The 22973-nt window shown below is 48.9% G+C and carries 23 protein-coding genes; 6 read left to right on the top strand and 17 right to left on the bottom strand.

Translation table 11 applies throughout. From position 1 onward, the window contains the following. The first annotated feature begins 39 nt into the window (after window positions 1-39). Window positions 40-924, top strand: a complete 885-nt coding sequence (locus tag DXA74_RS08315; protein ID WP_118526552.1) for a DUF368 domain-containing protein — start codon at window positions 40-42, stop codon at window positions 922-924. A 398-nt stretch (window positions 925-1322) separates the two neighbouring features. Here DXA74_RS08315 and DXA74_RS08310 read toward each other — a convergent pair whose 3' ends face one another. From DXA74_RS08310 to dnaN, 6 genes are all read right to left on the bottom strand, one after another. Further along, the gene (locus tag DXA74_RS08310) at window positions 1323-2999 is read right to left on the bottom strand and encodes a tetratricopeptide repeat protein (RefSeq protein ID WP_118526550.1); all 1677 of its coding nucleotides are present in this window, start codon (window positions 2997-2999) and stop codon (window positions 1323-1325) included. Window position 3000: 1 nt separating this feature from the next. Further along, entirely contained in the window at window positions 3001-4662 is a 1662-nt protein-coding gene (recN, locus tag DXA74_RS08305) for a DNA repair protein RecN (protein ID WP_118526548.1), read from the bottom strand. A 4-nt stretch (window positions 4663-4666) separates the two neighbouring features. Continuing rightward, a complete protein-coding gene (locus DXA74_RS08300) occupies window positions 4667-5584 on the bottom strand; it encodes a DUF4835 family protein (protein WP_118526546.1) in 918 nt (305 codons plus the stop codon). Between the two features lie 34 nt (window positions 5585-5618). After that, window positions 5619-6812, bottom strand: a complete 1194-nt coding sequence (gene coaBC / locus DXA74_RS08295; RefSeq protein WP_118526544.1) for a bifunctional phosphopantothenoylcysteine decarboxylase/phosphopantothenate--cysteine ligase CoaBC — start codon at window positions 6810-6812, stop codon at window positions 5619-5621. A gap of 75 nt (window positions 6813-6887) precedes the next feature. Continuing rightward, a complete protein-coding gene (locus tag DXA74_RS08290; RefSeq protein ID WP_118526542.1) occupies window positions 6888-7655 on the bottom strand; it encodes a 3'-5' exonuclease in 768 nt (255 codons plus the stop codon). A 12-nt stretch (window positions 7656-7667) separates the two neighbouring features. Beyond that, window positions 7668-8789, bottom strand: coding sequence for a DNA polymerase III subunit beta (gene dnaN / locus DXA74_RS08285; protein WP_118526540.1), 1122 nt, complete (start codon window positions 8787-8789; stop codon window positions 7668-7670). A gap of 141 nt (window positions 8790-8930) precedes the next feature. Here dnaN and DXA74_RS08280 point away from each other — a divergent pair, with 141 nt between their 5' ends. After that, entirely contained in the window at window positions 8931-9320 is a 390-nt protein-coding gene (locus tag DXA74_RS08280) for a DUF3127 domain-containing protein (RefSeq protein ID WP_118526538.1), read from the top strand. Window positions 9321-9680: 360 nt separating this feature from the next. Here DXA74_RS08280 and galK read toward each other — a convergent pair whose 3' ends face one another. From galK to DXA74_RS08240, 8 genes are all read right to left on the bottom strand, one after another. Then, window positions 9681-10835 (bottom strand): galactokinase, encoded by a 1155-nt coding sequence (gene galK / locus DXA74_RS08275; RefSeq protein WP_199666137.1) that lies wholly within the window; start codon window positions 10833-10835, stop codon window positions 9681-9683. A 40-nt stretch (window positions 10836-10875) separates the two neighbouring features. Continuing rightward, window positions 10876-12144, bottom strand: coding sequence for an MFS transporter (locus DXA74_RS08270; RefSeq protein WP_118526535.1), 1269 nt, complete (start codon window positions 12142-12144; stop codon window positions 10876-10878). A 44-nt stretch (window positions 12145-12188) separates the two neighbouring features. Continuing rightward, entirely contained in the window at window positions 12189-13268 is a 1080-nt protein-coding gene (locus tag DXA74_RS08265; protein WP_118526533.1) for an aldose epimerase family protein, read from the bottom strand. 102 nt (window positions 13269-13370) lie between these two features. Beyond that, window positions 13371-14657, bottom strand: a complete 1287-nt coding sequence (locus DXA74_RS08260) for a folylpolyglutamate synthase/dihydrofolate synthase family protein (RefSeq protein ID WP_118526531.1) — start codon at window positions 14655-14657, stop codon at window positions 13371-13373. A gap of 72 nt (window positions 14658-14729) precedes the next feature. Further along, window positions 14730-15887, bottom strand: a complete 1158-nt coding sequence (dnaJ, locus tag DXA74_RS08255; RefSeq protein ID WP_118526529.1) for a molecular chaperone DnaJ — start codon at window positions 15885-15887, stop codon at window positions 14730-14732. Between the two features lie 15 nt (window positions 15888-15902). After that, window positions 15903-16475, bottom strand: coding sequence for a nucleotide exchange factor GrpE (locus DXA74_RS08250; RefSeq protein ID WP_118526527.1), 573 nt, complete (start codon window positions 16473-16475; stop codon window positions 15903-15905). Window positions 16476-16566: 91 nt separating this feature from the next. Beyond that, entirely contained in the window at window positions 16567-18183 is a 1617-nt protein-coding gene (locus DXA74_RS08245; RefSeq protein WP_118526525.1) for an ABC-F family ATP-binding cassette domain-containing protein, read from the bottom strand. A 53-nt stretch (window positions 18184-18236) separates the two neighbouring features. Continuing rightward, the gene (locus tag DXA74_RS08240; protein ID WP_118526523.1) at window positions 18237-18716 is read right to left on the bottom strand and encodes a cytidine deaminase; all 480 of its coding nucleotides are present in this window, start codon (window positions 18714-18716) and stop codon (window positions 18237-18239) included. A 116-nt stretch (window positions 18717-18832) separates the two neighbouring features. Between DXA74_RS08240 and DXA74_RS08235 the strand changes: the two genes are divergently transcribed. The 4 genes from DXA74_RS08235 (at window position 18833) to DXA74_RS08220 (ending at window position 21332) form a co-directional block, all read left to right on the top strand. Next, window positions 18833-19753 carry a glucosaminidase domain-containing protein gene (locus DXA74_RS08235; protein WP_118526521.1) on the top strand — a complete coding sequence of 307 codons (921 nt, stop codon included), beginning with the start codon at window positions 18833-18835 and terminating at the stop codon, window positions 19751-19753. 21 nt (window positions 19754-19774) lie between these two features. Further along, entirely contained in the window at window positions 19775-20416 is a 642-nt protein-coding gene (locus tag DXA74_RS08230) for a hypothetical protein (RefSeq protein WP_147401057.1), read from the top strand. Window positions 20417-20506: 90 nt separating this feature from the next. Further along, complete coding sequence (locus tag DXA74_RS08225; protein ID WP_147401056.1) at window positions 20507-21076, top strand: hypothetical protein; 570 nt, start codon at window positions 20507-20509, stop codon at window positions 21074-21076. A 7-nt stretch (window positions 21077-21083) separates the two neighbouring features. Further along, on the top strand, window positions 21084-21332 hold the full coding sequence (locus DXA74_RS08220) for a hypothetical protein (protein WP_118526515.1): 249 nt from the start codon (window positions 21084-21086) through the stop codon (window positions 21330-21332). 66 nt (window positions 21333-21398) lie between these two features. On the opposite strand, the gene DXA74_RS16450 is transcribed toward DXA74_RS08220, so the two are convergent. The 3 genes from DXA74_RS16450 to trmD all read right to left on the bottom strand — a co-directional run bounded on the left by DXA74_RS16450 (window position 21399) and on the right by trmD (window position 22944). Beyond that, on the bottom strand, window positions 21399-21554 hold the full coding sequence (locus tag DXA74_RS16450; RefSeq protein ID WP_199666135.1) for a hypothetical protein: 156 nt from the start codon (window positions 21552-21554) through the stop codon (window positions 21399-21401). Continuing rightward, the gene (locus tag DXA74_RS08215) at window positions 21547-22152 is read right to left on the bottom strand and encodes a zeta toxin family protein (RefSeq protein WP_118526513.1); all 606 of its coding nucleotides are present in this window, start codon (window positions 22150-22152) and stop codon (window positions 21547-21549) included. The genes DXA74_RS16450 and DXA74_RS08215 overlap by 8 nt, the downstream gene beginning before the upstream one ends. Before the next feature lie 96 nt (window positions 22153-22248). Next, window positions 22249-22944 (bottom strand): tRNA (guanosine(37)-N1)-methyltransferase TrmD, encoded by a 696-nt coding sequence (gene trmD / locus DXA74_RS08210; protein ID WP_118526511.1) that lies wholly within the window; start codon window positions 22942-22944, stop codon window positions 22249-22251. Between the last annotated feature and the right edge of the window lie 29 nt (window positions 22945-22973).

The raw sequence follows: 22973 nt of genomic DNA, 5'->3' as shown, positions 1-22973 counted from the left end.
TAACTGTTTTAATAATCTCACAAATTAATTCTTTTAACGATGAGTCGAACAATTAAGGATTACGTAACGCTGGCTCTGAAAGGTATGGCCATGGGCGCTGCGGACGTCGTGCCTGGTGTTTCCGGAGGAACGATTGCTTTTATCGTAGGTATTTATGATGAGTTGATCAACTCGATCAAGAGTATTAATGCACATAGTCTGAAGTTACTGTTTACCGGTAAGATTGTGTCTTTCTGGAAGGCCATTAACGGAAGTTTCCTTTTCTCTATTCTTTTGGGTATCGGTATCAGTGTCTTTTCTTTGGCCAAGCTGATTACTTGGTTGTTGGAAGCACATCCGATTATGGTATGGGCTTTCTTTTTCGGTCTGGTTTTGGCCTCTACCTGGTTCGTTTCCAAAGATATTAAGGAATGGAACGTAAAAACGATCGCTTCGTTTATTGTGGGTGCTGCTGTGGCCTATTATATCACGGTAGCTACACCGGCCGAGACCCCGACTAATCTGCTTTTCATTTTCCTTTGTGGAGCCATTGCCATTTGTGCCATGATTTTGCCGGGTATCTCCGGAAGTTTTATTCTGGTATTGCTGGGTAAGTATTTCTACATTATGGATGCAGTGAAAGAGCTTAAAATCGGTATCTTGCTGGTATTTGCAGCAGGAGCACTGATTGGTATTACTTCATTTTCAAGAGTTCTTTCTTTTGCCTTGGCTCGTTTCCGCAATTCAACTTTGGCACTCCTGACCGGTTTTATGCTCGGTTCCTTGAACAAAGTATGGCCGTGGAAAGAGAAAATCATGATGGACGGTGGATTTGAGTTGGAAAAGAACATTATGCCGAACGCTTTTCTGGCAGAAGCCATTGTATTGGCCATCATTGGTTTCTTCCTGGTTTATTTTCTGGAAAAACTTTCTCAAAAGAAGTAACGGCAAAGAATAACGATTTACGGGAAAGTCCGATAGGGCTTCAATCGGAACTCTGATTTCCGACAAATAAAAAATGCCTCATTTTACTCCTAGCTGAGCAAAATGAGGCATTTTTGTGCTCTTGTATGATGCTGATTTTCTTTTCCGCCTATAGAAGTTTGGTTCGTGCCATCTTCTGTGGCTGTCCATAGGCGCTGGAGAATACCTTTAAAAGCAAGTCTGTGGTACGATATTACGCTTCATGATTACGGCAAAAGAGAAAGCAAATGGGAGAGGGGAGTTGAAAAAATAATGAGTTCTATCTGCCACCATTCTGTTTGGTGCGATAGAACTCATTATTTTCAGAATATCAGGACTTAGATCAACATGTATTGTTGAAAGGAAACTGACTCCATTATTTATTTCATATTTTCAATCAGTTTTTCAGCCATTGTATCACCCAGTTCTTTTGCCTTTTTCAGAGCAGCTACGCCTTCTTCTTTCTGTTCGTTTTGTATCAGACAGACACCGAGAATGCGGTGAGCATCTGCAAAAGCCGGGTTCAGCTTTATACTTTCACGTGCGGCACGGATAGCCTCCTCAATCATACCAACGGCATAAAGCGTTCCGGCCTTCTGCGCCCACAAAAGCGGGTTCTTGGGCTCCAGTTTGGTTGCCTTATCAATGTCCGTCACCGCCAGTTCGTACATTTTTCCGTTCAGTTCGGCCTGAGAACGCAGATAATAAAAGTTTGCATTCAGATTGCCATAGTTCAGCGATTCGTACTCGTTCAGGTCCACTACCGCCTTCTTATATTCCTTTATTTCCATATAAGTATTGGCACGGGCCAGCAATACCGGAGCAGCATCCGCCTTATACGGTTTGCTGTGCAGGTTCAGAGCAGAGTCCTGCAGGGCCAGAATCTCTTCGGGAGCTGCCTGAAGCATCTTCTTGCACTGGGCGGCATACAGATAAATCTCGCTCGATTTCAGATTGGAATTGTTTGCCTGCATATAAATATTATAGGCATCCTCATAGCGGTGCAGGGCGTAGAGGCAGTTTCCCTGCTGCAGCAGATAAACCGGCAAGTTATTGCTTTCGTAGGCCTTCTGCGCTTCGCTCAGTGCCCGTTCCATAGTCCAGTCCGCATACTGCTGATAGCCCGGAGTCATGTTCAGGTTATAGATCAATTTACTCCAGGCATAATGCAACTGATCCTTCTCGTCTGTTTTTTCGATACCCTGCTGCAAATATCCTTCTGCGGTCTTTAAATCTCCTCGCTGACTGTAGAAATCGGCGGCAGTAGAGTAGCCGTTAAATTTTTCCGGAAAGCGGTTCAGATACTGTTGCAGATAATCAACATACATCAGGCTGTCGTTCGAGGAAGTCAGATACAGGAATGTACTGGCATCACTTTCCTTTTCCGGCAACATTTTCGCGATGTGGATGGCATTCAGGTCATTGTCAGAGGCAGACAAGGCATTAGTGGCCAGGCTGCACACATAATGGATGGAGATGGCATAGTTTTTCTGTTCGTCGCTGGAGCTTTGCAGCATGGCAATAGCCTCTCCTTGACTGTTCATTACCGGTACATTTACCATCATTTTGTTGGGGGTGCCCGACAAGGTGTAGTAGTAATACTCCTTTTCAAAGAGAGATGCTTCAAGAACGCTGTCGGCCTTGCATTCCTTTTTCTTCTGAGTGGCATAAGGCAGGAAGTACACCTCTTCTCCTTTGGTTGCTGCCGTTTCTGCCAGTTTGATTCCTGCCGGCAACTTCTCGTCGTCCAGACGGAGTTTCACGACATCATACAAGGAACTGGCGCCGCAAATCCATTTCACCTCATGCTCTTTTCCGTTACTGTCCACCACTTTGGCCTTGTGTGCTCCTTTGAACAGTCCGTAGTTGGCCACTGCCGTTCCGTCCTCGTCCACCAGAATACCGTTACCGGAGGCCAGAATATTATTGTTTTCATCAAAGGTGACGATGCTCAATAGAGATTTCTGTGCTTTCTTATACCATTTGGGTGTTTGTGCCAGTGCGTTGCCTGTCAGCAGACAGCCGGCAGCCAGCAATCCTATAAATCTGTTTCTCATTTTATTTTATGTTTAATAATTCTTTGGCGTTGTTGACGGCAGCATCCGTCAGTGTGGTTCCACTCAGCATGTGTGCAATCTCCTGCACGCGTTCCTCCTGATTCAACCGGATGATGTGACTGGTGGTGCCCTGTTCGTTGTCCTCCTTGTAAACCTTATAGTGCGTAGCTCCCAAAGCGGCAATCTGCGGCAGGTGTGTGATGCTGATTACCTGACGGTTATTGGCCCCCATTTCCTGCATGATGTGCGCCATTTTCTCGGCGATATATCCCGATACGCCCGTATCAATCTCATCAAAGATGATGGTAGGCAGTTTCACCGCACCGGAAATCAAAGCTTTGAGCGAGAGCATGACGCGCGCGATTTCTCCTCCAGAAGCCACCTGGGCAATCTGCTGCAGTTCGCCGTTTTTGTTGGCGCTGAACAGGAAAGAAATCTTGTCCATGCCCCTTTCGTCGGGCTCTTCCTTTTGCTTCAGGTCGATGCAGAAGCGCACATTCGGGATGCCCAACGGGATGAGCAGTTCCTTCATTTTCGATTCAATCAGCACGGCCGCCTGTTTTCTCTGTTCAGTCAGCACGGCCGCCTGTTTTTTAACCTCCTTCAGCGCCTCTTCCTTTTCGTGCTCCAGTTGCTGGATGTAGGCCTCGCTGTTTTCGATGTTGTCCAATTGTCGGGTGTAATCCTCCTGCAAGTCAATCAACGCCTCCAGCGTGTCTACATGATGCTTTTGCTGGAGCGAGTAGATGGTGTTCAGGCGCTCATTCACATAACTCAGGCGTTCCGGGTTGTATTCAATCTGTTCCGCTTCGCTGGCAATCTCCTTGGCCAGATCCTTGATTTCTATGTAACAGCTTTGCAGACGGCTGGCCATTTCCTCGGCCGGAGCATACATTTCCTGCAGGTTCTGCAACGTATGCTGGCATTCCCGCAATACGGTGACCACCCCTTCCTCTTCGTGGTTCAGTTTGGCATCCACTGAGAACAGGGCATGCTTGATGTCTTCGGCATGTTCCAGCATTTCCGCTTCCTTTTCCAGTTCCTTCTGTTCGCCGGGCTGAAGCTGTGCGGCTTCCAATTGTTCCAGCTGAAAACGGATATAATCCTCCTCGGCCCGTGTCTTTTCAGCCTGTTCAATTGCCTTTTTCAGGTTGGCCGACAAGGTGCGGAATTTCTTGTAAAGACCAGCATATACCTCGCGTTCCTTCCGGTTGTTGGCCATGATGTCCACCACATTCATCTGAAAGTCCTCTTTGTTGAGCAACAGATTCTGATGCTGTGAGTGGATGTCAATCAGCGTTTCTCCCAGTTCCTTGAGCAGCGCCAGCGGTACGGGCGTGTCGTTGATGAATGTGCGGCTCTTGCCCGATGCCGAAATCTCGCGCCGGATGATGCATTCGCCGTCAAAGTCCAGATCGTTGCGCTCGAAGAAAGCCTCCATTCCATAGCGCGACAGGTCAAAGACAGCCTCGATGGTGCACTTGTTGGCATTCTTCTTGATAAACTTGCTTTCGGCCCGCTGTCCGAGCAGCAGGTTGATGGCTCCCAGAATGATTGATTTTCCGGCACCCGTTTCGCCGGTGATGACCGAGAAACCGCTTTCGAATTCAATATTCAGCGTGTCGATCAAGGCATAGTTCTGAATGAATAAAGATTTCAGCATGAGGTTATTGTTTGATTTTGTCCCAATAGTTGCTTTGTGACGCATTGATGCCGAACACAATGTCGTACACCTTCTGTTTTTCTTCGGAAGTTCCCTTTTTGGAGTAGATATTTACGATTTCATCACGCTTGTAGTCGGTGAAGATCTGCGGCAACTGGCTCAGCGCCTTGTTTTCGTGCGCCTTTTGCAGCAAGGTGAGCGCTTCGGTGATGGCCGCCCGTCCCTGATCCACCTGGTCAGCCATAATGTCCAGTCCGTTGCGGTAGTACTGATACTGCATCTGCCGGAACGGTTCCATGCCTCCGTCCAGATAGTCATTGATGATGGCAAAGCGGTTGCGGTTGTCATCATACGCTTTCCAGCCTTCGAAGCCCAGATTCTGTGCTCCTGTCACAATACTCTCGGCCTGACGCAGCACCTCAGTGCCGCCCAGAGGAGCCATCGTGTCCATGTCCATACCGATGATCAGATAGGCATAATAAGCCATCATGGCCGTCAGATTGTTGTCCATCTGTTCGGGCATGAAGTTCAGCTGGTCAAATTCCTGAAAGTTGAAATTGAATTTGTTGTCCTTCATGCTGAACACGGTGGTGGTGTAAGTCGAGTTAAACACCGGACGGGTGCTCTGTACCTGCATCTGGGCGGTAAACAGATTCTCGTCCTCCTTGTATTGCGAGATGGTGATGCTGAATGTGCAGTTAATTCGTTCGTTTTGCTGATACTTCATGCCGGTCCACTGTCGCTCGTTCATGAAGCGCGTGAGATTCTTTTCCAGCGCCTCGAAGATGGAGGTGCGTGTGGTAGAAATCTGCGAGTGGTTCACGGTGATGCGCGCATTCAGTTCCTGCGCGTCGGCCAGGGTAGGGAGGCATCCCAGCAGACACGCCATGCAGGCAGCTTTGAGCCAGTTTCTTCTCTTCATAATGGTCTTCCGTAAGTGCGGTGATTAAAAGGCATCAGAGGCGGGCACTGAGCTGGTCCACGATGTCGTGAGCCACCTCCGTTTTGCTTTTCAGCGGATAGTCGGTCCGCTCGTCAGCCGTGATGATGGATATCTTGTTGGTGTCGTGCTGGAAGCCGGCTCCGGCATCATTGAGCGAGTTCAGTACAATGAAATCCAGGTTCTTACGCTGGAGCTTGTCCTGTGCGTGGTTCACCTCGTCGCAGGTTTCCAGAGCGAAGCCCACGAGCACCTGTTCCGGTTTCTTCATTTGTCCCAGTTCGCGGGCGATGTCCTTGGTCGGTTTCAGATGCAGACACAGCTCGTTGCCCTCGCGCTTGATCTTGTTGTCCGCACGATGCTCCGGAGTGAAGTCCGCCACGGCTGCGCAAAGGATGGCGGCATCTGTTTCCGGGAAGTGCTTCACACTCTGTTCGTACATTTCGGCAGCCGATTCCACGTTGATGCGACAGATGTTCGGATGATGGCAGCTCAGCGCTGTCGGTCCGCACACCATCGTCACCTTGGCCCCGCGCGACGCACATTCCTCGGCCAGGGCAAATCCCATCTTGCCCGACGAGTAGTTACCGATGAAGCGCACCGGGTCAATCTTTTCGTAAGTAGGACCGGCGGTGATCAGGATGTTCTTTCCGGCCAGATCCTGCTGCTGCTCGAAGAAGTCGTCCAGCACCTGGGCAATCACGTCTGGCTCTTCCATGCGTCCCTTGCCCTCCAGATGACTGGCCAGCTCGCCACTGGTCGGTTCGATGATGTGGTTGCCGTAAGAACGCAGGATGTCCAGATTCTTCTGGGTGCTGGGGTGGGCAAACATGTCCAGATCCATGGCCGGAGCCACGAACACGGGAGCTTTCATCGACAGATAAGTGGTGATGAGCATGTTGTCGGCGATGCCGTGAGCCATCTTGCCGATAGTCGATGCTGTGGCCGGTGCGATGATCATGGCATCGGCCCACAGACCGAGCGACACATGGCTGTGCCACGTTCCGTCGCGCTGTGAGAAGAATTCGCTGATGACCGGCTTGCTGGTCAGTGCCGACAGGGTGATGGGAGTGATGAATTCCTTGCCCGCAGGGGTGATGACCACCTGCACTTCGGCACCTTTCTTAATCAGGTTGCGGATGAGCAGACACGATTTGTAGGCAGCGATGCTGCCGGTGATGCCCAAAACTATTTTTTTGCCTTTTAGCATGAATACACGATTTAATTAAGGAATCTTTCTCCCGCCCGTTACGGGCCGAAGAAAGATTCCATGAAATGTTTCTGATTATTTGTTTCCTCTAAGTCGAAGCTGGGTGAGCACCTGCTTGGTGTTGCGCGTAAAGTCGCCCTGCATCACCCAACCGTAATAGCCCGAATCCTTTTGCAGGACCTCGGTAACCGGCATTCCCTTGTACTTGCCGAAATTGAAGACTTCCACGCCCTGCTCGTTGTAGACGATGCGTCCGGCAAAGTCCACATTGTTGCTCATGCGGGAGAAATCTGCCAGGAACTGCATATCGTTCTGCAGTTCGTTCGGATACTTGTCCAACTGCGCCTGCAAGACCTCATAGGTGGCCTGTGTGTCGGCCAGAGCAGAATGCGCGTTTTCCAGATCCTTTCCGCAATAGAATTTATAGGCGGCCGAGAGGGTTCTCTTTTCCAGTTTATGATAGATGTTCTGCACATCAATGAATTTGCGGCGTGTCAGGTCAAAGTCCACTTCCGCACGCAGGAACTCTTCGGCCAGCATCGGAATGTCGAAGCGGTTGGAGTTGAATCCTGCCAGGTCGCAACCTTCGATGGCGTTGGCCAGTTCGCGGGCCACCTGCTTGAAGGTGGGGCAGTCCTTTACATCCTCGTCGTAGATGCCGTGGATGGCAGAAGATGCTTCCGGAATATGCATTTCCGGATTGATGCGCATGCTTTTTGATTCTTCATTGCCGTTGGGATATACTTTGATGTAACAAAGCTCCACAATACGGTCGGTGGCAATATTGATGCCCGTGGTTTCCAGGTCGAAGAATACCAGCGGGTTTTTAAGGTTCAGTTTCATGAGTATGTTTTTTTATTCGTTAAGCATCAGGGGAACTAACAGCATCAGGGTGTTTTCGTTCTCGGCCTGTTCGGTCGGAACCACCACACCGGCGCGGCTTGGGTCAGCCAGCTCGATGGTCACATCCGTGCAGTTCAGGTTGTTCAGGATGTCGTACAGATAAGTACCGTTGAATCCGATTTTGAAAGCGTTGCCGCTGTATGAGCAGGCAATCTTCTCCTCGGCAGAGGTAGAGAAGTCCACGTCCTGACCCGAAACCACCAGTGTATTGTTGTCCAGGCTCAGCTTGATGAGCGAGCTGCTCTGGCTAGAGAAGATCAGCACGCGCTTCAGGGCGCCGAGCAGATGCAGACGGTCGATGATGGCAGAGTAGGGATTGTTCTGCGGGATCACCATGTTGTAGTTCGGATAGCGTCCTTCAATCAGGCGGCAGGAAAGTGTGTAGTCGCTCATGATAATCACGGCGCTGCGCTCGTTGAACTTCACCTCAATGTCGCCGCTCTCCTTCGGCAGGATATTCTTGAGCAGGGCTGCCGGCTTTTTCGGCAGGATGAAGGCACACTTGCTGTCGCCGTGGGCATTGAGCACCTTGTTGCGCACCAGTTTCTGTCCGTCGGAAGAAACGAAAGTAACATCCTCCGTAGAGATGTCCACATAGATACCGTTCATGATTGGGCGCAACTCGTCATCGGCAGTGGCAAAGAGACAGTAGTTGATGCCCTTGAGCAGAGATTCTGCCGAGAGGGTCAGCGTGTTTGCCTCGGGAGCAGCCTGTGCCTCGGGATATTCGTTGGCATTCTGTCCCATAATGCTGAAACGTCCGTTCTGATACTGTGCCTGGATCTCCATTGTGTCCGGATTGATGTCGAAGGTGAGCGGCTGCTCGGAAATCTCCTTCATCGAATCGAGCATGGTCTTGGCATTGATACAGAAACGGAAGTCGGATTCGCTCTCTACGATTTCGAGTGAAGTGACCATACGGGTCTCGGTGTCGGAGGCGGTAATGGTCAGGGTGTTGTTTTCTATTTCAAACAGAAAACTATCGAGAATGGGGAGGGTGTTCTTGGAATTGATAACTTTGCTAATAGCTTGTATGCGACCGAAAAGGGCGATGCTGGAGACTACAAATTTCATAAATTATTGCTGTTTTTATCATTATATATTAATAGAACAAAATTACAGATTTTAGCAAGGTTTTCAAAAAAATCTCCATTAAAAATTAGTAAAACTAGAGGAAAAATTGTAATTTCGCACCAACATTAATCTAAAGAAAAAATGGAAATTACAGGAAAAATCATTGCCGTATTGCCGGCCCGCAGCGGAGTATCTGCACGCACAGGCTCCGAGTGGAAAGTTCAGGAGTATGTTCTGGAAACACAGGAACAGTATCCGCGCAAAATGTGCTTCGATGTGTTTGGAAGCGACAAGATTGACCAGTTCAATATTCAGCTGGGCGAGGTGCTGACTGTTTCTTTCGATATTGATGCCCGTGAGTATCAGGGCAGATGGTACAACAGTATCCGTGCCTGGAAGGTGGACCGTGGCGCAAGCATGCCGATGGGTGCTCCTACAGCCGTAGAAACTCCGTTTGCTCCTACCGCCCAGCCGGCCGCTCCGATGGATTTCTCTGCCGGTGGCGACTCTAACGATGATCTGCCTTTCTAATTCCGGAGGCAGACAAGGCACGGCACTTGTCCCATAAAGTGCTATGGTAACGTTCCCGCTTTTCGCGAGCCTGTGTGCTCCGAAAGGCGGGAACGCTTTTTTCTTTCCGGTGCTTCCTTTTTCTTCAGAGACTGCTTCCTGTTGGAGGGGCTGGCTCGCATAACGCTACACGGCGTCCCCTGCGGCATTATATTTTCATTTCGATGTTTTTCTGATTTGATCGAAATGAAAATACATTTTCTTCCCAATCATTTTTCCGGTCCGTTTCATCGGCTTTTTTCCGAGTCATTCTCGGCATGAAAACAAAAAGGCGGAGCCTTGAAAAGGCCCCGCCTGCTATCCGGATATAATGTCCTTCAATTAGCACAATTTGCGTGATCCGTCGCCGATAACTACATCGATGATGATAGGATCTTTTCCGAATTTCTCACGGAACTTGGTCTTCACATCATTTACGAAGCTATCATACAACTCTTCGCTTACCAGGTTGATGGTGCAACCGCCGAAACCGCCACCCATGATACGTGAACCGGTAACGCCAGCTTCCTTAGCCAAATCGTTCAAGTAGTCGAGCTCAACACAAGAAACCTCGTAGTCCTTGCTCAGACCCTCGTGAGTGGCATACATCATCTCACCTACAGTCTCGTAATCGCCCTTCTCCAAAGCGTCGCAAACCTTCAGCACGCGCTCTTTCTCGCCGATTACATACTTGGCACGCTTAGCATCCTCTTCAGATACAGTGTCCTTAACCTCGTACAACATAGCCCAGTCAGCATCGCGCAGGCTCTTTACCTCAGGATGCAGCTTGTTGATGGCAGCAGCTACACGCTCGCAGCTCAAACGACGCTCGTTGTAAGGAGAACCAACCAATTCGTGCTTTACGCAAGAGTTAACCAACACCAGCTTGTAGCCCTGTGGGTTGAATGGGAAGTACTCGAACTCACCGCTGCGGCAGTCCAGACGCATCAGGTTACCGGCCTTACCGTGAACAGATGCAAACTGGTCCATGATACCACAGTTAACGCCCAGATACTTGTGCTCTGTAGCCTGACCTACCTTAGCCAAAGTCATCTTGTCGATCTTGTTGTCGCCGAACATGTCGTTCAGAGCGAAAGCATAAACGCTTTCCAAAGCGGCAGAAGAAGACATACCTGCGCCCAATGGAACGTCACCGGCAAAAGCTGTGTTGAATCCTTCTACAGGAACACCCAGAGCCATCATCTCGCGGCATACACCGTAGATGTAGCGTGCCCAGCTTGCGTTTGGTCCCTTCTCGTCGTCCAAAGAGAACTCTACATAGTCCTTCAGGTCGATAGAGTAAGCTCTAACGTTGCGAGTACCGTTAACTTTCAGTTCGGCAATCATTCCCTGCTGAACAGCGCCCGGGAATACAAAGCCATCGTTATAGTCTGTGTGCTCACCGATCAGGTTGATACGACCCGGTGAAGCATAAACTGATCCTGTTGTACCGTCAAAATGCTCGATAAAACGACTGCGTACATCGTCAATTGTCAATTTCATAGGAATATAATTTTATGGTTTTACTAAAGAGAGATTATTCTTCACGTTTTGTTACACGGCTACCTACCAGTGCGTAGAACAACAGGTAAGCGGCGCAGAATACTACTACCCAGAAGCTGGTGATGTAGTCGGTCATGTCGGCAACACTTGCCTGGATGAACATCATTACAGCGCATCCGAATACCATGGTCATAAAGATACCGCTGGCGATGGCTGTATATTTACCCAGACCTTCAACAGCCATGTTGAAGATGGCTCCCCACATAACTGATGTGCAAAGACCTACAAGCAGAAAGGCAAAGATACCAACCGGAATTTCCTGCCAGATCATTTCCAACTTACCCCAGTCAACACCCGGGAAGCTTACCAATACGTCTGTTGGAGCGAACATACCGAACAATACCAGAATGATAGTCACTGAAGATACGGTAGTGATCATGGCACGGCTACTTACCTTGTTACCGATGCTGGCACCAACGAAACGGCCGATCAACATCATGAACCAGTAAACGGCTACCAACATACCCACAGTAGAAGCCGGAATGTTATCGGCAATCAGGTACTGCTGAACGAAGTTAGGCACACCTACCTCGATACCCATATACAAGAAGATAGCCAATGCACCCAATGCGAAATGACGGTGGCTCATGGCACCCTTAATCAGGTCGAGCTTAACCGGAGCCTGCTTCGGCTCTTCAATCTTGGTCATCAGGATCACGATGAATGCTACCACGAAGATAGCCAGAGCGATCATCAACGCAGGAGTGGCATCAGAGATCTTAGCCTTTGAAGCGTCAGCAATCAGGGCTCCCATCAGGATGTAGCAGGCAACGGCTGCAGTTGAGTTGAACACACCACCTACCTGGATCAGCTGGTTTCCTTTGTTACCGCCACCACCGAGCAGGTTCAGCATCGGGTTAACCACGCAGTTCAAAATACACATACACAAACCGGCGATGAATGCACCGATCAGGTAAACACCGAATACCAGACCGAGGTTCTCCTTAGCGTCGAGCTGACCGCTGTACCACTGGATCAGGATACCTACGATACCTACGAACAAACCGATCAGGGCTGTCTTCTTGTAACCGTACTTAGAGATCAGCATACCGGCAGGAATACCCATAATCAGATAAGCAACAAAGTTACCATAGTTACCGATCTGGGCCAGCACATTTGAAATCTCACCCTGGTTCTTGATGATGGTTGCCATTGGTGTACACAGGTTGGTAACGAAGGCAATCATAGCAAAGAGTGCAATCATGATGATAATGGCACCCCATTGTTTTTTTTCTTGACTCATTGTTTTTTAAAGTTGTTAGTTATTGATGATTGATTAGTAAATAATTATTTTCTTACACCAAACTTATAAATGGTTTTCTGGGTATAGACTTCTCCCGGTTTTAATACTACTGAAGGGAAATAAGGGTGGTTAGGAGAGTCTGGGAAGTGCTGGGCCTCGAAGCAGATAGCACTGCGGCGTGGGAATGTTGCTCCGTGCTGGCCTTTGTAACCGTCGGCCCAGTTATCGGTATAAACCTGAACACCCGGCTCGGTGGTATAGACTTCCATCATTCGGCCGCTCTTCGGCTCTACAACGCGGGCTGCAAAGGTTAACTCACCCGGTTGCTTTTTGTTCAGAACAAAGCAGTGGTCGTATCCTGCACCTCTCTTGGTCTGGATATGGTCGGCATCAATGCGTTCGCCCACTGCGTGCGGAGTCGTAAAGTCGAAAGGAGTGCCTTTCACACTTTCAATTTCTCCGGTAGGAATGGAAGTGTCATCAATAGGTATATAATAATCGGCATTGATTTCACATTCCAGATCCTCGATGGTTGGGGTTGGGTTGGCAATACCGGTCAGGCTGAAGAAACCGTGGTTGGTCATGTTCACCACTGTAGTCTTGTCGGTTGTTCCGGTATAGTCGATAACCAGTTCGTTTTCATCTGTGAAAGTATAGACAACGGTCATGTCCAGATTGCCTGGGAAACCTTCTTCGCCATCGGCAGAAAGATAGTGCAGCTTCAGGCTGTTTTCAGAGAGCTGCTCTGCATCCCATACACGGGCGTGGAAGCCGGTTGGTCCGCCGTGCAGATGGTTCGGGCCGTTGTTGATGGACAGACTGTATTCCTTGCCTTCCAGTGTGAACTTTCCTTTGGCAATACGGTTGCCATAACGGCCAACCAGTGTGCTCAGGAACGGTTCCGGACTGTCGATAGCATCCTGAATGTTGTCGTGTCCCTGAATGACGTTTGCCACCTGTCCGTCTTTATCCGGAACCATAATGGCAACGAGTGATCCGCCATAATTTGTAACTGCCACCTCATAGCCATTCTGGTTCTTCAGAATGTAGAGGTCGGTCTTTTTTCCGTCTATTTCGGTCTGGAAATCTTTAGGGTTCAGACCAGAGAGATTCATTTTATCCATTGTTTATGGTGATTTAAAGTTGATAGATTGTTATGCAAATTAAAATAAAAACTTCGGTTTTAACAAATATTCCACCGGATTTGTGGCAGAAAAAACGTGATTTTATTTAAAAATATCCGTAAACAAATCCGCCACGACGAAGGTACTTCCGCCAATAAAGATCAGATCGGTTGCGTCTGCTTCGCGATGTGCCGCCGTATATGCTTCTGTTACAGAGGGGAACGCTTTTCCGTGCAAGCCTTTTGCCTCTGCCTGGGCCAAAAGTTCGTTGGCAGGCAGTGCGCGCTTCACTTTTGCCTGTGTAAAGTAGTAAACGGCATCTTTAGGCAGCAAATCGAGCACATGATTGATGTCTTTATCGTTCACCATACCGATGACGATGCGTTTTTGTTTACAGGAAATGCGTGCCAGTTGCTTCACGATATACGAAATTCCGGCCACATTGTGTCCCGTGTCACAGTAGGTCTGCGGTGCGTCGGCCAGTTTCTGCCAGCGTCCTCTCAAACCGGTCGTCTGGCAGACATTCCGGAATCCGTTGCGGATATTCTGTTCGGTAATCCGGAGCGTCTTTTGCAGTTCGCTTGTAGCAGCCAGTATGGTTTGCGTGTTCTTGGTCTGGCAGTCTCCGTTGAGTACTCCATTGATGATGCCGAAATGACGGGTCTGGTATTCGCGGGTGCCGTCGCTCGCTTCACGGATCTGTTCCAATTCGTGCTCTTCTTCGGCAAAACGAATCGGAGCCTGGCATTGTCTGGCTTTTTCTACAAAAACAGGTCGGGTTTCCGGTGTGGTCTCACCGATAACCACCGGCGTGTTGGGTTTGATGATGCCGGCTTTTTCGGATGCGATTTTATCGAGTGTGTGTCCCAGGAACTGCACATGGTCAAAACTGATGTTGGTGATGACGGAGAGTAGGGGAGAAATGATGTTGGTGCAGTCCAGGCGACCGCCCAGACCGACCTCTATAACGGCGATGTCTACTTTCTGTTCGGCAAAATAGAGGAATGCCAGGGCTGTGGTAATCTCAAAGAAGGAAGGATGCAGCGGTTCGAAGAAGGCACGTTCCTCTTCGACAAAACGCACGACACGTTCTTCGGGGATGCAGACACCGTTCACGCGGATACGTTCCCGAAAATCAACCAGATGGGGCGAAGTGTATAAGCCTACTTTATAGCCGGCATCCTGCAATATGGCGGCCAGAGTATGGCTGCAAGAGCCCTTGCCGTTGGTGCCCGCAATATGGATGGTCTGGTATAGTTGATGCGGATGATTGAAATGCTTGTCTAAAAGAAGGGTGTTTTCCAGTCCTTCTTTATAGGCGTCCTTTCCCACGTTCTGGAAAAGGGGGGTGCTGTTAAACAGATAGTCTGTTGCTTCCTGATAAGTCATGTGATTCTGAAAAAAAGGGGATCAGCACAGGCGCATGGCACCGTGCTGATCCCCCAGTGTTAAATAAATAGGTTATTCAAAGAAACTTTTGAATTTTCTGAAAATCTTGTCCTTAATAGATGGATTGGGGGCGAAGCTGTCGCTGTTGCGTGCGTTCTCGAAGAACTTTTTCTCCTCCTTGTTGAGTGTTTCGGGGATGTACACGCTGATGTTTACAATCAGATCGCCCGTACCGTAGCCATATCCTTGTACGGCAGGCAGACCTTTTCCGCGCAGACGCACCACCTTGCCGGGCTGTGTTCCCGGTTCGATCTTGATTTTTGCCTTTCCGTCGATGGTCGGAATCTCGCACTCGCCACCTAATGTGGCTGTCGGAATATCCAACAGAAGACTGTAAATCAAATTGTTGTCTTCGCGAAGCAACTCTGGATGTGCTTCTTCCTCAATGAATACCTGGATATCACCCGGAATACCGCCGCGCTTGGCAGCATGACCTTTGCCCGGTACGTTGACAATCATTCCGTCGGCAACACCTGCAGGAATGTTCACTTCGATCACTTCTTCGCCGCTGACCACTCCTTCGCCACCACAGACCTTACACTTGTTCTTGATGACAGTTCCTTCACCGTGACAGGTAGGGCAGGCGCTTTGAGTCTGCATCATACCGAAGATGCTCTGCTGGGTGCGGGTTACGTAACCGCTTCCGTGACAGGTTGGACAGGTCTCAGTGCTGTGGTCGCCTTCGCCGCCGGTACCGTGGCAATGGCTACAGGTAACCATTTTCTTTACTTTGAATTTCTTGGTTACACCCGTGGCGATTTCAGACAGATTCAACTTTACTTTCAATCTGAGGTCACCACCTTTATATTGTGGCTTGCGACGACCGCCGCCACCACCGAATCCGCCAAAACCGCCGAATCCGCCGTGGCCACCGAAAATATCGCCGAACATAGAGAAAATATCGTCCATGTTCATGCTGGCACCACCGCCAAATCCTCCGGCTCCGCTCATTCCGGCATGTCCGAACTGGTCATAGCGGGCACGTTTCTGAGGATCGCGCAAAACATCGTATGCTTCGGCCGCTTCCTTGAACTTCGCTTCCGCTTCCTTGTCACCCGGATTTCTGTCCGGATGATATTTGATGGCCATCTGCTTGTAGGCCTTCTTTATTTCTGCATCAGAGGCTGTTTTGGACACCCCCAGTACTTCGTAGTAATCTCTTTTCTCCATCTTTATATAATAAGGTTACAGTCCAACAGCTACTTTTGAGTGACGAATTACTTTGTCGTTGAGTGTGTAGCCCGTCTGTACACAGTCGATTACCTTGCCCTTCATTTCATCGGCCGGTGCCGGAATCTGGGCAATAGCCTCGTGCAGGTCTGTATTGAAATCTGCGTTCTCGGTTTCAATCTTCTTCACGCCCTGGTTCTCCAGAATCTTGATGAACTTCTGCATGATCAGATCTACACCTTCTTTTACGGCTGCCACATCCTCGGCTGTTTCCATATTCTTCAGCGCACGCTCCATATCGTCGAGCACCGGCAGGATGGCTGTGATGGTCTTTTCAGCGCCGTTCAGAATCAAATCGGCCTTTTCCTTGATGGTTCTTTTTCTATAATTGTCGAACTCGGCAACCTGTCTCAGATACTTGTCCTGCAATTCTGCCAGTTTTTGCTCCGCATCTGCCAGTTTTTCAGCATCTGTCAGTTCGGCCTGCACTTTTTCTTCTGCAGCAGCAGTTTCTTCTGCCTTTTCGTTCTGAGTGTCAGTTACTTCGTTCTGCTCTATTTCTTCGTTGATTTTTTCTTCTGGTTTCATGTCCTTTAATTTATAGTTTCATTTTTAAGGAATACTACAAATATCTTGCCAAAAGGCTTCTCTCTCTTATTAAAAAGTATGTATGGAGAGATTATTCTCCATACAATTTAGCTTTCAGCTCCTTGATGTGGTCGCTGGCGATGTACTCGTCATACTCCATCATCTTGTCGATGATACCGTTTGGTGTCAACTCGATGATACGGTTGGCCACAGTTTCGATGAACTCATGGTCGTGACTCGCAAACAACACATTTCCCTTGTAAAGCTTCAGGTTGTTGTTGAAGGCCTGGATACTTTCCAAGTCCAGATGGTTGGTCGGAGTATCGAGAATCAGACAGTTGGCGTTCTTGAGCTGCATGCGGGCAATCATACAACGCATCTTCTCACCTCCGGAAAGCACGTTGACTTTCTTCAACACCTCTTCGCCGGAGAAGAGCATACGGCCCAGGAAACTCTTGAAATAAACTTCGTTTCCTTCACCGAACTGGCTCAACCAGTCAACCAGATTCAGGTCTGACTTGAAGTATTCGGTGTTATCCAAAGGCAGATAAGCCGTGGTGATAGTCACACCCCAGTTGAAAGTACCGGCATCCGGCTGACGGTTGCCGTTGATGATTTCGAAGAGTGCGGTCATTGCGCGCGGATTGCGGCTCAGGAATACAATCTTGTCTCCCTTTTCTACGGTAAAGTTCACGTTGTCGAACAGTACGGTGCCGTCGTCCATAGTGGCTTTCAGATCCTTAACCTCGAGAATCTGGTTACCCGGCTCGCGGTCCATCTGGAAGATGATACCCGGATATTTACGGGTTGAAGGCTGGATTTCTTCAACATTCAGCTTCTCCAACATCTTCTTACGGCTGGTTGTCTGCTTGCTCTTGGCCACATTGGCAGAGAATCGGCGGATGAACTCTTCCAACTCTTTACGCTTCTCTTCAGCCTTGGCCTTCTGGTTCTGTGCCTGTCTCAATGCCAACTGGCTGGATTCATACCAGAAGCTATAGTTACCGGCAAAGAGAGTAACCTTGCCGAAGTCGATATCTACGGTGTGCGTACATACAGAATCCAGGAAGTGACGGTCGTGGCTTACAACCAATACGGTGTGCTCGAATTCTGACAAATATGACTCCAGCCACTGTACGGTTTCCAGGTCGAGGTCATTGGTCGGCTCGTCCAGCAACAGGTTGTCGGGCTCACCAAACAAAGCCTGAGCCAGCATGACACGTACTTTTTCCTTACCGCTCAGCTCGCTCATCAGCGTATAGTGCTTGTCTTCCTTGATGCCCAGACCGCTCAACAGAGCTGCCGCGTCACTTTCGGCATTGTATCCGCCCATTTCAGCGAACTTCTCTTCCAGTTCTGCCACTTTGATTCCATCTTCGTCCGAGAAGTCAGGCTTGCAGTAAAGCGCGTCCTTCTCCTGCATGATGCTCCAAAGTGTCGTGTGCCCCATGAGCACAGTGTTCAATACGGTGAACTCATCGTATTTGAAGTGGTCCTGACTCAATACAGAAAGGCGCTCGCCCGGACCGAGTTCGATTTTTCCTTTTGTGGGGTCCAGTTCTCCAGAGATGGCTTTCAGCAGAGTGGATTTTCCGGCACCGTTAGCACCGATGACTCCATAAATGTTACCGTTTGTAAACTTCAGATTTACGTCCTTGTACAATACACGTTTGCCAAACTGGATGGCTAGATTCGATACAGTTATCATAATTCTTTTGAGTAGATTTTATAGATTTTGTCTGCAAAGATACAAAAATTATTCTATAGCAAGCAGTCTTGGTCAAACTGAAGTGGCAAAATAGACTGGATTCCTTCGAGAACATACACTCCTTCGGTTCCGTAAAGCAGAATGCGGACGGGTTTTCCGTATCGGTGTTCCGTTTCGAGAATCACCTGCCGGCAGGCACCGCACGGTGAGATCGGCTTGGCCAGAAAACTTCCTTGTGTCTGGGCTGCAACGGCCAGAGCCTCTACCGGCTGGTCGGGATATTGGGCGTTCGCATAGAACAGGGTAGTCCGTTCGGCGCAAGTTCCCGACGGGTAAGCCGCATTCTCCTGGTTGCTGCCGCATATAATCTGTTTGTTTGCCAGGCGTGCCGCTGCTCCGACATAGAATTTGGAGTAGGGGGCATAACTGCGCTTGGTAGCTTCGCGTGCGGCCTCCACCAAAGCTCTGTCTTCGTCGCTTAATTCCTGTTCCTGGTAAACTTTGACCTGAGTATGAATTGTGAATTCCTTCATAATATGTAATCTTATTTAAAACAATCACAAATATAATTCTGATTTTTGAGAAATGCGAGGTTTTTATTTTATTTTTGCATCATTGACTATTGAATATATTTATTATTAGAAATACGATGAAGTTTCGTTTTACATTGCTGTATCTGCTGGCCTGTTTGGTCTCTCTCGGAGCATTTGCACAGGCGCAGAATCAAAGTTATTTGAATTATATAGACCAATATAAGTATATGGCTGTGGATCAGATGCTGAAGCATCGGATTCCGGCCAGTATCACGCTGGCACAGGGACTGCTGGAGAGCGCTGCCGGAAAAAGCCGGTTGGCGCGCGAGGCCAACAATCATTTCGGTATCAAATGCGGCGGTTCCTGGAACGGGCCTTATATACTGGCCAACGATGATGCGCCCAATGAGCGCTTCCGCAAGTACAGGTCGGCCAAGGAATCGTATGAAGACCATTCCGTATTCCTGAAGCAGCCCCGTTACCGTTCCCTGTTCAATCTGTCGATGAAGGATTACAAAGGCTGGGCGCACGGGCTGAAGCGGTGCGGATATGCTACGAATCCCCGATATGCGTACTCGCTCATTGATATCATTGAGCGCTATGACCTGACCCAGTACGACAAATACAGTTCGCTGAAGGGCTTGAGCTCCGGCCATTATACCGAAGGGCAGCTTGTAACCGTCATTCAGAACGATCACACTGTATATCGCAACAACGACAATTATTATGTGATTGCCAAAGCCGGTGATACCTTTGAGGCCATAGCCTCCGAAACCGGAGTTTCGCCGCGCCGTTTGCGCAAATACAACGAACTGCCTTCCGACTATCGTTTGCAGAAAGGAGATATCATCTATCTGGAAAAGAAGAAAAAGAGAGGACACAAGAGTTTGCAGCGGCAGCCGCATATCATCAAGCCCGGTGATTCCATGTACAGCATTGCCCAGAAATACGGTATCCGTCTGGAGAGCCTGTATAAAATCAATGATTTGCCGGAGGATTACGCGGCCAAGCCGAATGATATTATTTGGTTAAGATAACAACTTAAAATCAGATTTCCGATGAAGCGACTTATATCTTTGGCATTGATCAGCATGGCTGTTTCGGCCGTGCAGGCACAGAATGAAAGTGATTCAACAGCTGTGCAGATTCCGGAAAGCCGGAATGTGTGGCGCAGTGTGCTCACCGATTCGCTTTGGAGCGATTCGGTTACGGCGGTTATGCCCGGCAGATTGTTTCCTGTGATGCCTTCGGTACTTTATTGGACTGATCCCTATGCCTTTTCCGGGGCGGCACCCTGGTATCTGCACGACGGACTGAACTTTCAGCTGTCCACTTCCGTGACGGTTGGCTTGGGGCGCGACCGTTTCCCGGGAGCTCTGTTCTCCACACAGGCATCAGCGGCGTATGTCTTTCCGGTGACTTCTCGTTTCCGGCTTATTGGCGGCGTGTATGTCGACACACAGCATTGGAACGGATGGCACGACCGTTCGTTCGGGTTGTCGGGCATGGCGGCCTATCAACTCACGGAAAAGGTGACGTTGGGGGCTTATGCTTCGAAGCGGATTCTGCCGTTTTCGCATATTCCGGCGCCGTTCCGCACATGGGGGCTATATGACTACGACCATCGTTTCGGTGGGATGATTCATGTGAAATGTAACGATGCCTTTTCATTTTCCATCAGTGTGGAAGAGGCAAAATAGGGAAACCCCTATTGTTTTATCGGAAAAATCCCTTGAGGATTGTCTGTGTAATGCCTATCTTTGAAATACGAATCAAAAATGGATAAAACGATGACAAAACTAAAGACTATATTCCTGTTTTTGAGTGCCATGCTTTGGCTCTCATCTTGCGACCCCTACTGGCATATCGGTGGTTATGATGATGACAGCGACCGGGGATATGTGCTTAGCGGAAGATGGTTCGGCGATTTGGGCGTATATGTTGACGGACGTCCGGCCTACGGTACGGTTCTGGAGTTTGTGCCCGACAACGGGTCTTATCTCTATGGCTACGGCAGAGAGACGGACTATTTCTATAATGTAGCCGGTTATCTCGATGCCATAGAATACAGTTTTGAGTGGGAAATCCGTGACCGGAGCATCTATATGTATTTCCGTAATGCCGATTTGAACTGCCGCATTTCAGACTATCGTCTTTCTTCTTCTTATTTTGAAGGATATATCGACGGCTACGGCACTTCAACCCGTTTCTCTCTGCGGAACTACGACCGCTACTGGAATGATTTCGGTTATGGTTCGCTGTATGCTCCGGCACGTAATCTGGATGAGATGACGCGTACGGCTTCGGATTCTGTGCCGGTTTGTGTCCGTGTGTTGGACCAGCCTCTAATTAAAAAATAAAAGTACGATGCATTCCCTGGAAGAAGAATTATACCGTTTTGTGGCTCAGGAAATTCTGCGATTGCAGGATGTAGAATATTGTATGGATCTGATAGAAATAGCGGATCCATACAATTGTTTATTCCGTAATATCGGTTCCGGTTCTCAGGACGAATCCCGGAACATTTACCGTCTTACGGATTTGTGTATGCTGGATGAAGCCATGCAGTGGGTGCCCAACAGAAACCGCATCCGCCGCATAGCCGAATCCTTATAGCCGGCTGTAGCCGGAAGGAAATTCCTTCGTCTTTTTAGCTTCAGCGCATAAAAAAGAGGAGCTCTCTTAAAGCTCCTCTGCTGGAATTTCTACTACTTGTCCGTTACGGACAATGACTAATGTAAGATTGTCATGTTTGGCACGTTTGACCAATCGTTCTTGTGCCAAGAAAATGCCTTCGTCTATTTTACGTTGCATCTCTGCTACTTCTAGTTCATTCATTATTGTCTGATCTTTTAGAGTATTCATTCTTAAACTTATCGAAAATGCCCGGTTGCAGGACAGTGATGCGTGTGTCCTTCCAGCCGTAAGCCACCTTATTGGTTGGGCAAGTACTGTTGTCGTACAGAGCCCAATAGTCGCAGATCGGCATATACAACTCAAACAAGTTGCGCAGTCCGTTGTCATAACGGCGGTGGATCACATCGATAGGGATGTTGTGTCCGCCCTGGCTGACGCGTTTGGCCACGCGCATTTCGGCCTGTTCCGGACTGGCCAGAGAGAAGAAGAGCAGGGTCACGAAATAGCCTCGCTTCTGTGCCTGTTGAATCAGCTTCACGTAGGAACGTGTGGCCAATGTCGTTTCAAAAGCAAAGTCCTCGCCCTCTTTCAGCAGTTGGATAATCCGGTCGATCATAAGTCTTCCCGCCTGTATGGCCACCCCTTCGGGATTAAACGGAGACAGCCCAGCGGCGATCTCATCCGCATTGACGAACTCCCGGCAATGCAGCATTTCCGGCAACACCGTGAAGCTGGCCGTTGTCTTACCAGCCCCGTTGCAACCGGCAATGATATAAAGATTGTGTTTTTGTTCTGACATAATGGTATAAAAATTTAGATTCCTAGAGCAAATATAGGTTTTCGCTTTGAGAAAAGCAAATGTCAGACCTTATTTTTCTTTAATTATTAGACTCTTTTATTCCGAAGCGTTGCCTTTGCCTTCAAGAAGATCCGGGCGCAGGCGCTGGGTTCTTTCGAAAGACTGCTGCAGCTCCCATTCCTTTATTTTGGCCTCGTGGCCTGAAAGCAGGATTTCGGGAACCTTCCATCCCTTATAGTCGGCCGGACGGGTGTAAACCGGAGCGGCCAGCAGATTGTCCTGGAAGGAGTCCGAAAGGGCGCTCTGTTCGTCACCGATCACTCCCGGCACGATGCGCACAATGGCATCTGTCATTACGGCTGCCGCCAGTTCGCCGCCAGTCAGCACAAAGTCGCCGATGCTCACTTCCTTGGTAATCAGGTGTTCGCGGATGCGATAGTCGATGCCCTTGTAGTGTCCGCACAGGATGATGATGTTCTCTTTCAGCGAAAGCGAGTTGGCCATAGGCTGGTCAAACTGTTCGCCGTCGGGGGTGGTGAAGATGATTTCGTCGTAGTCTCTTTCAGCCTTCAGGGCCGAGATGCAACGGTCTATCGGTTCGCATTGCATCACCATTCCGGCGAAACCTCCGTAGGGGTAATCGTCCACACGCTTGTATTTATTGGTGGCATAATCTCTCAGATTGTGGATATGGATTTCCACAAGTCCTTTTTTCTGAGCTCGGCCCAGAATGGATTCATTCATAAAACCTTCCAGCAATTCCGGAAGTACGGTGATGATGTCTATTCTCATTTTTCTGTATTTCCAATCATAATTAAGTT

Source organism: Bacteroides sp. OF04-15BH (assembly GCF_003477995.1).
Lineage (GTDB): Bacteria > Bacteroidota > Bacteroidia > Bacteroidales > Bacteroidaceae > Paraprevotella.
This window is presented reverse-complemented; position numbering and strand designations above follow the sequence as displayed.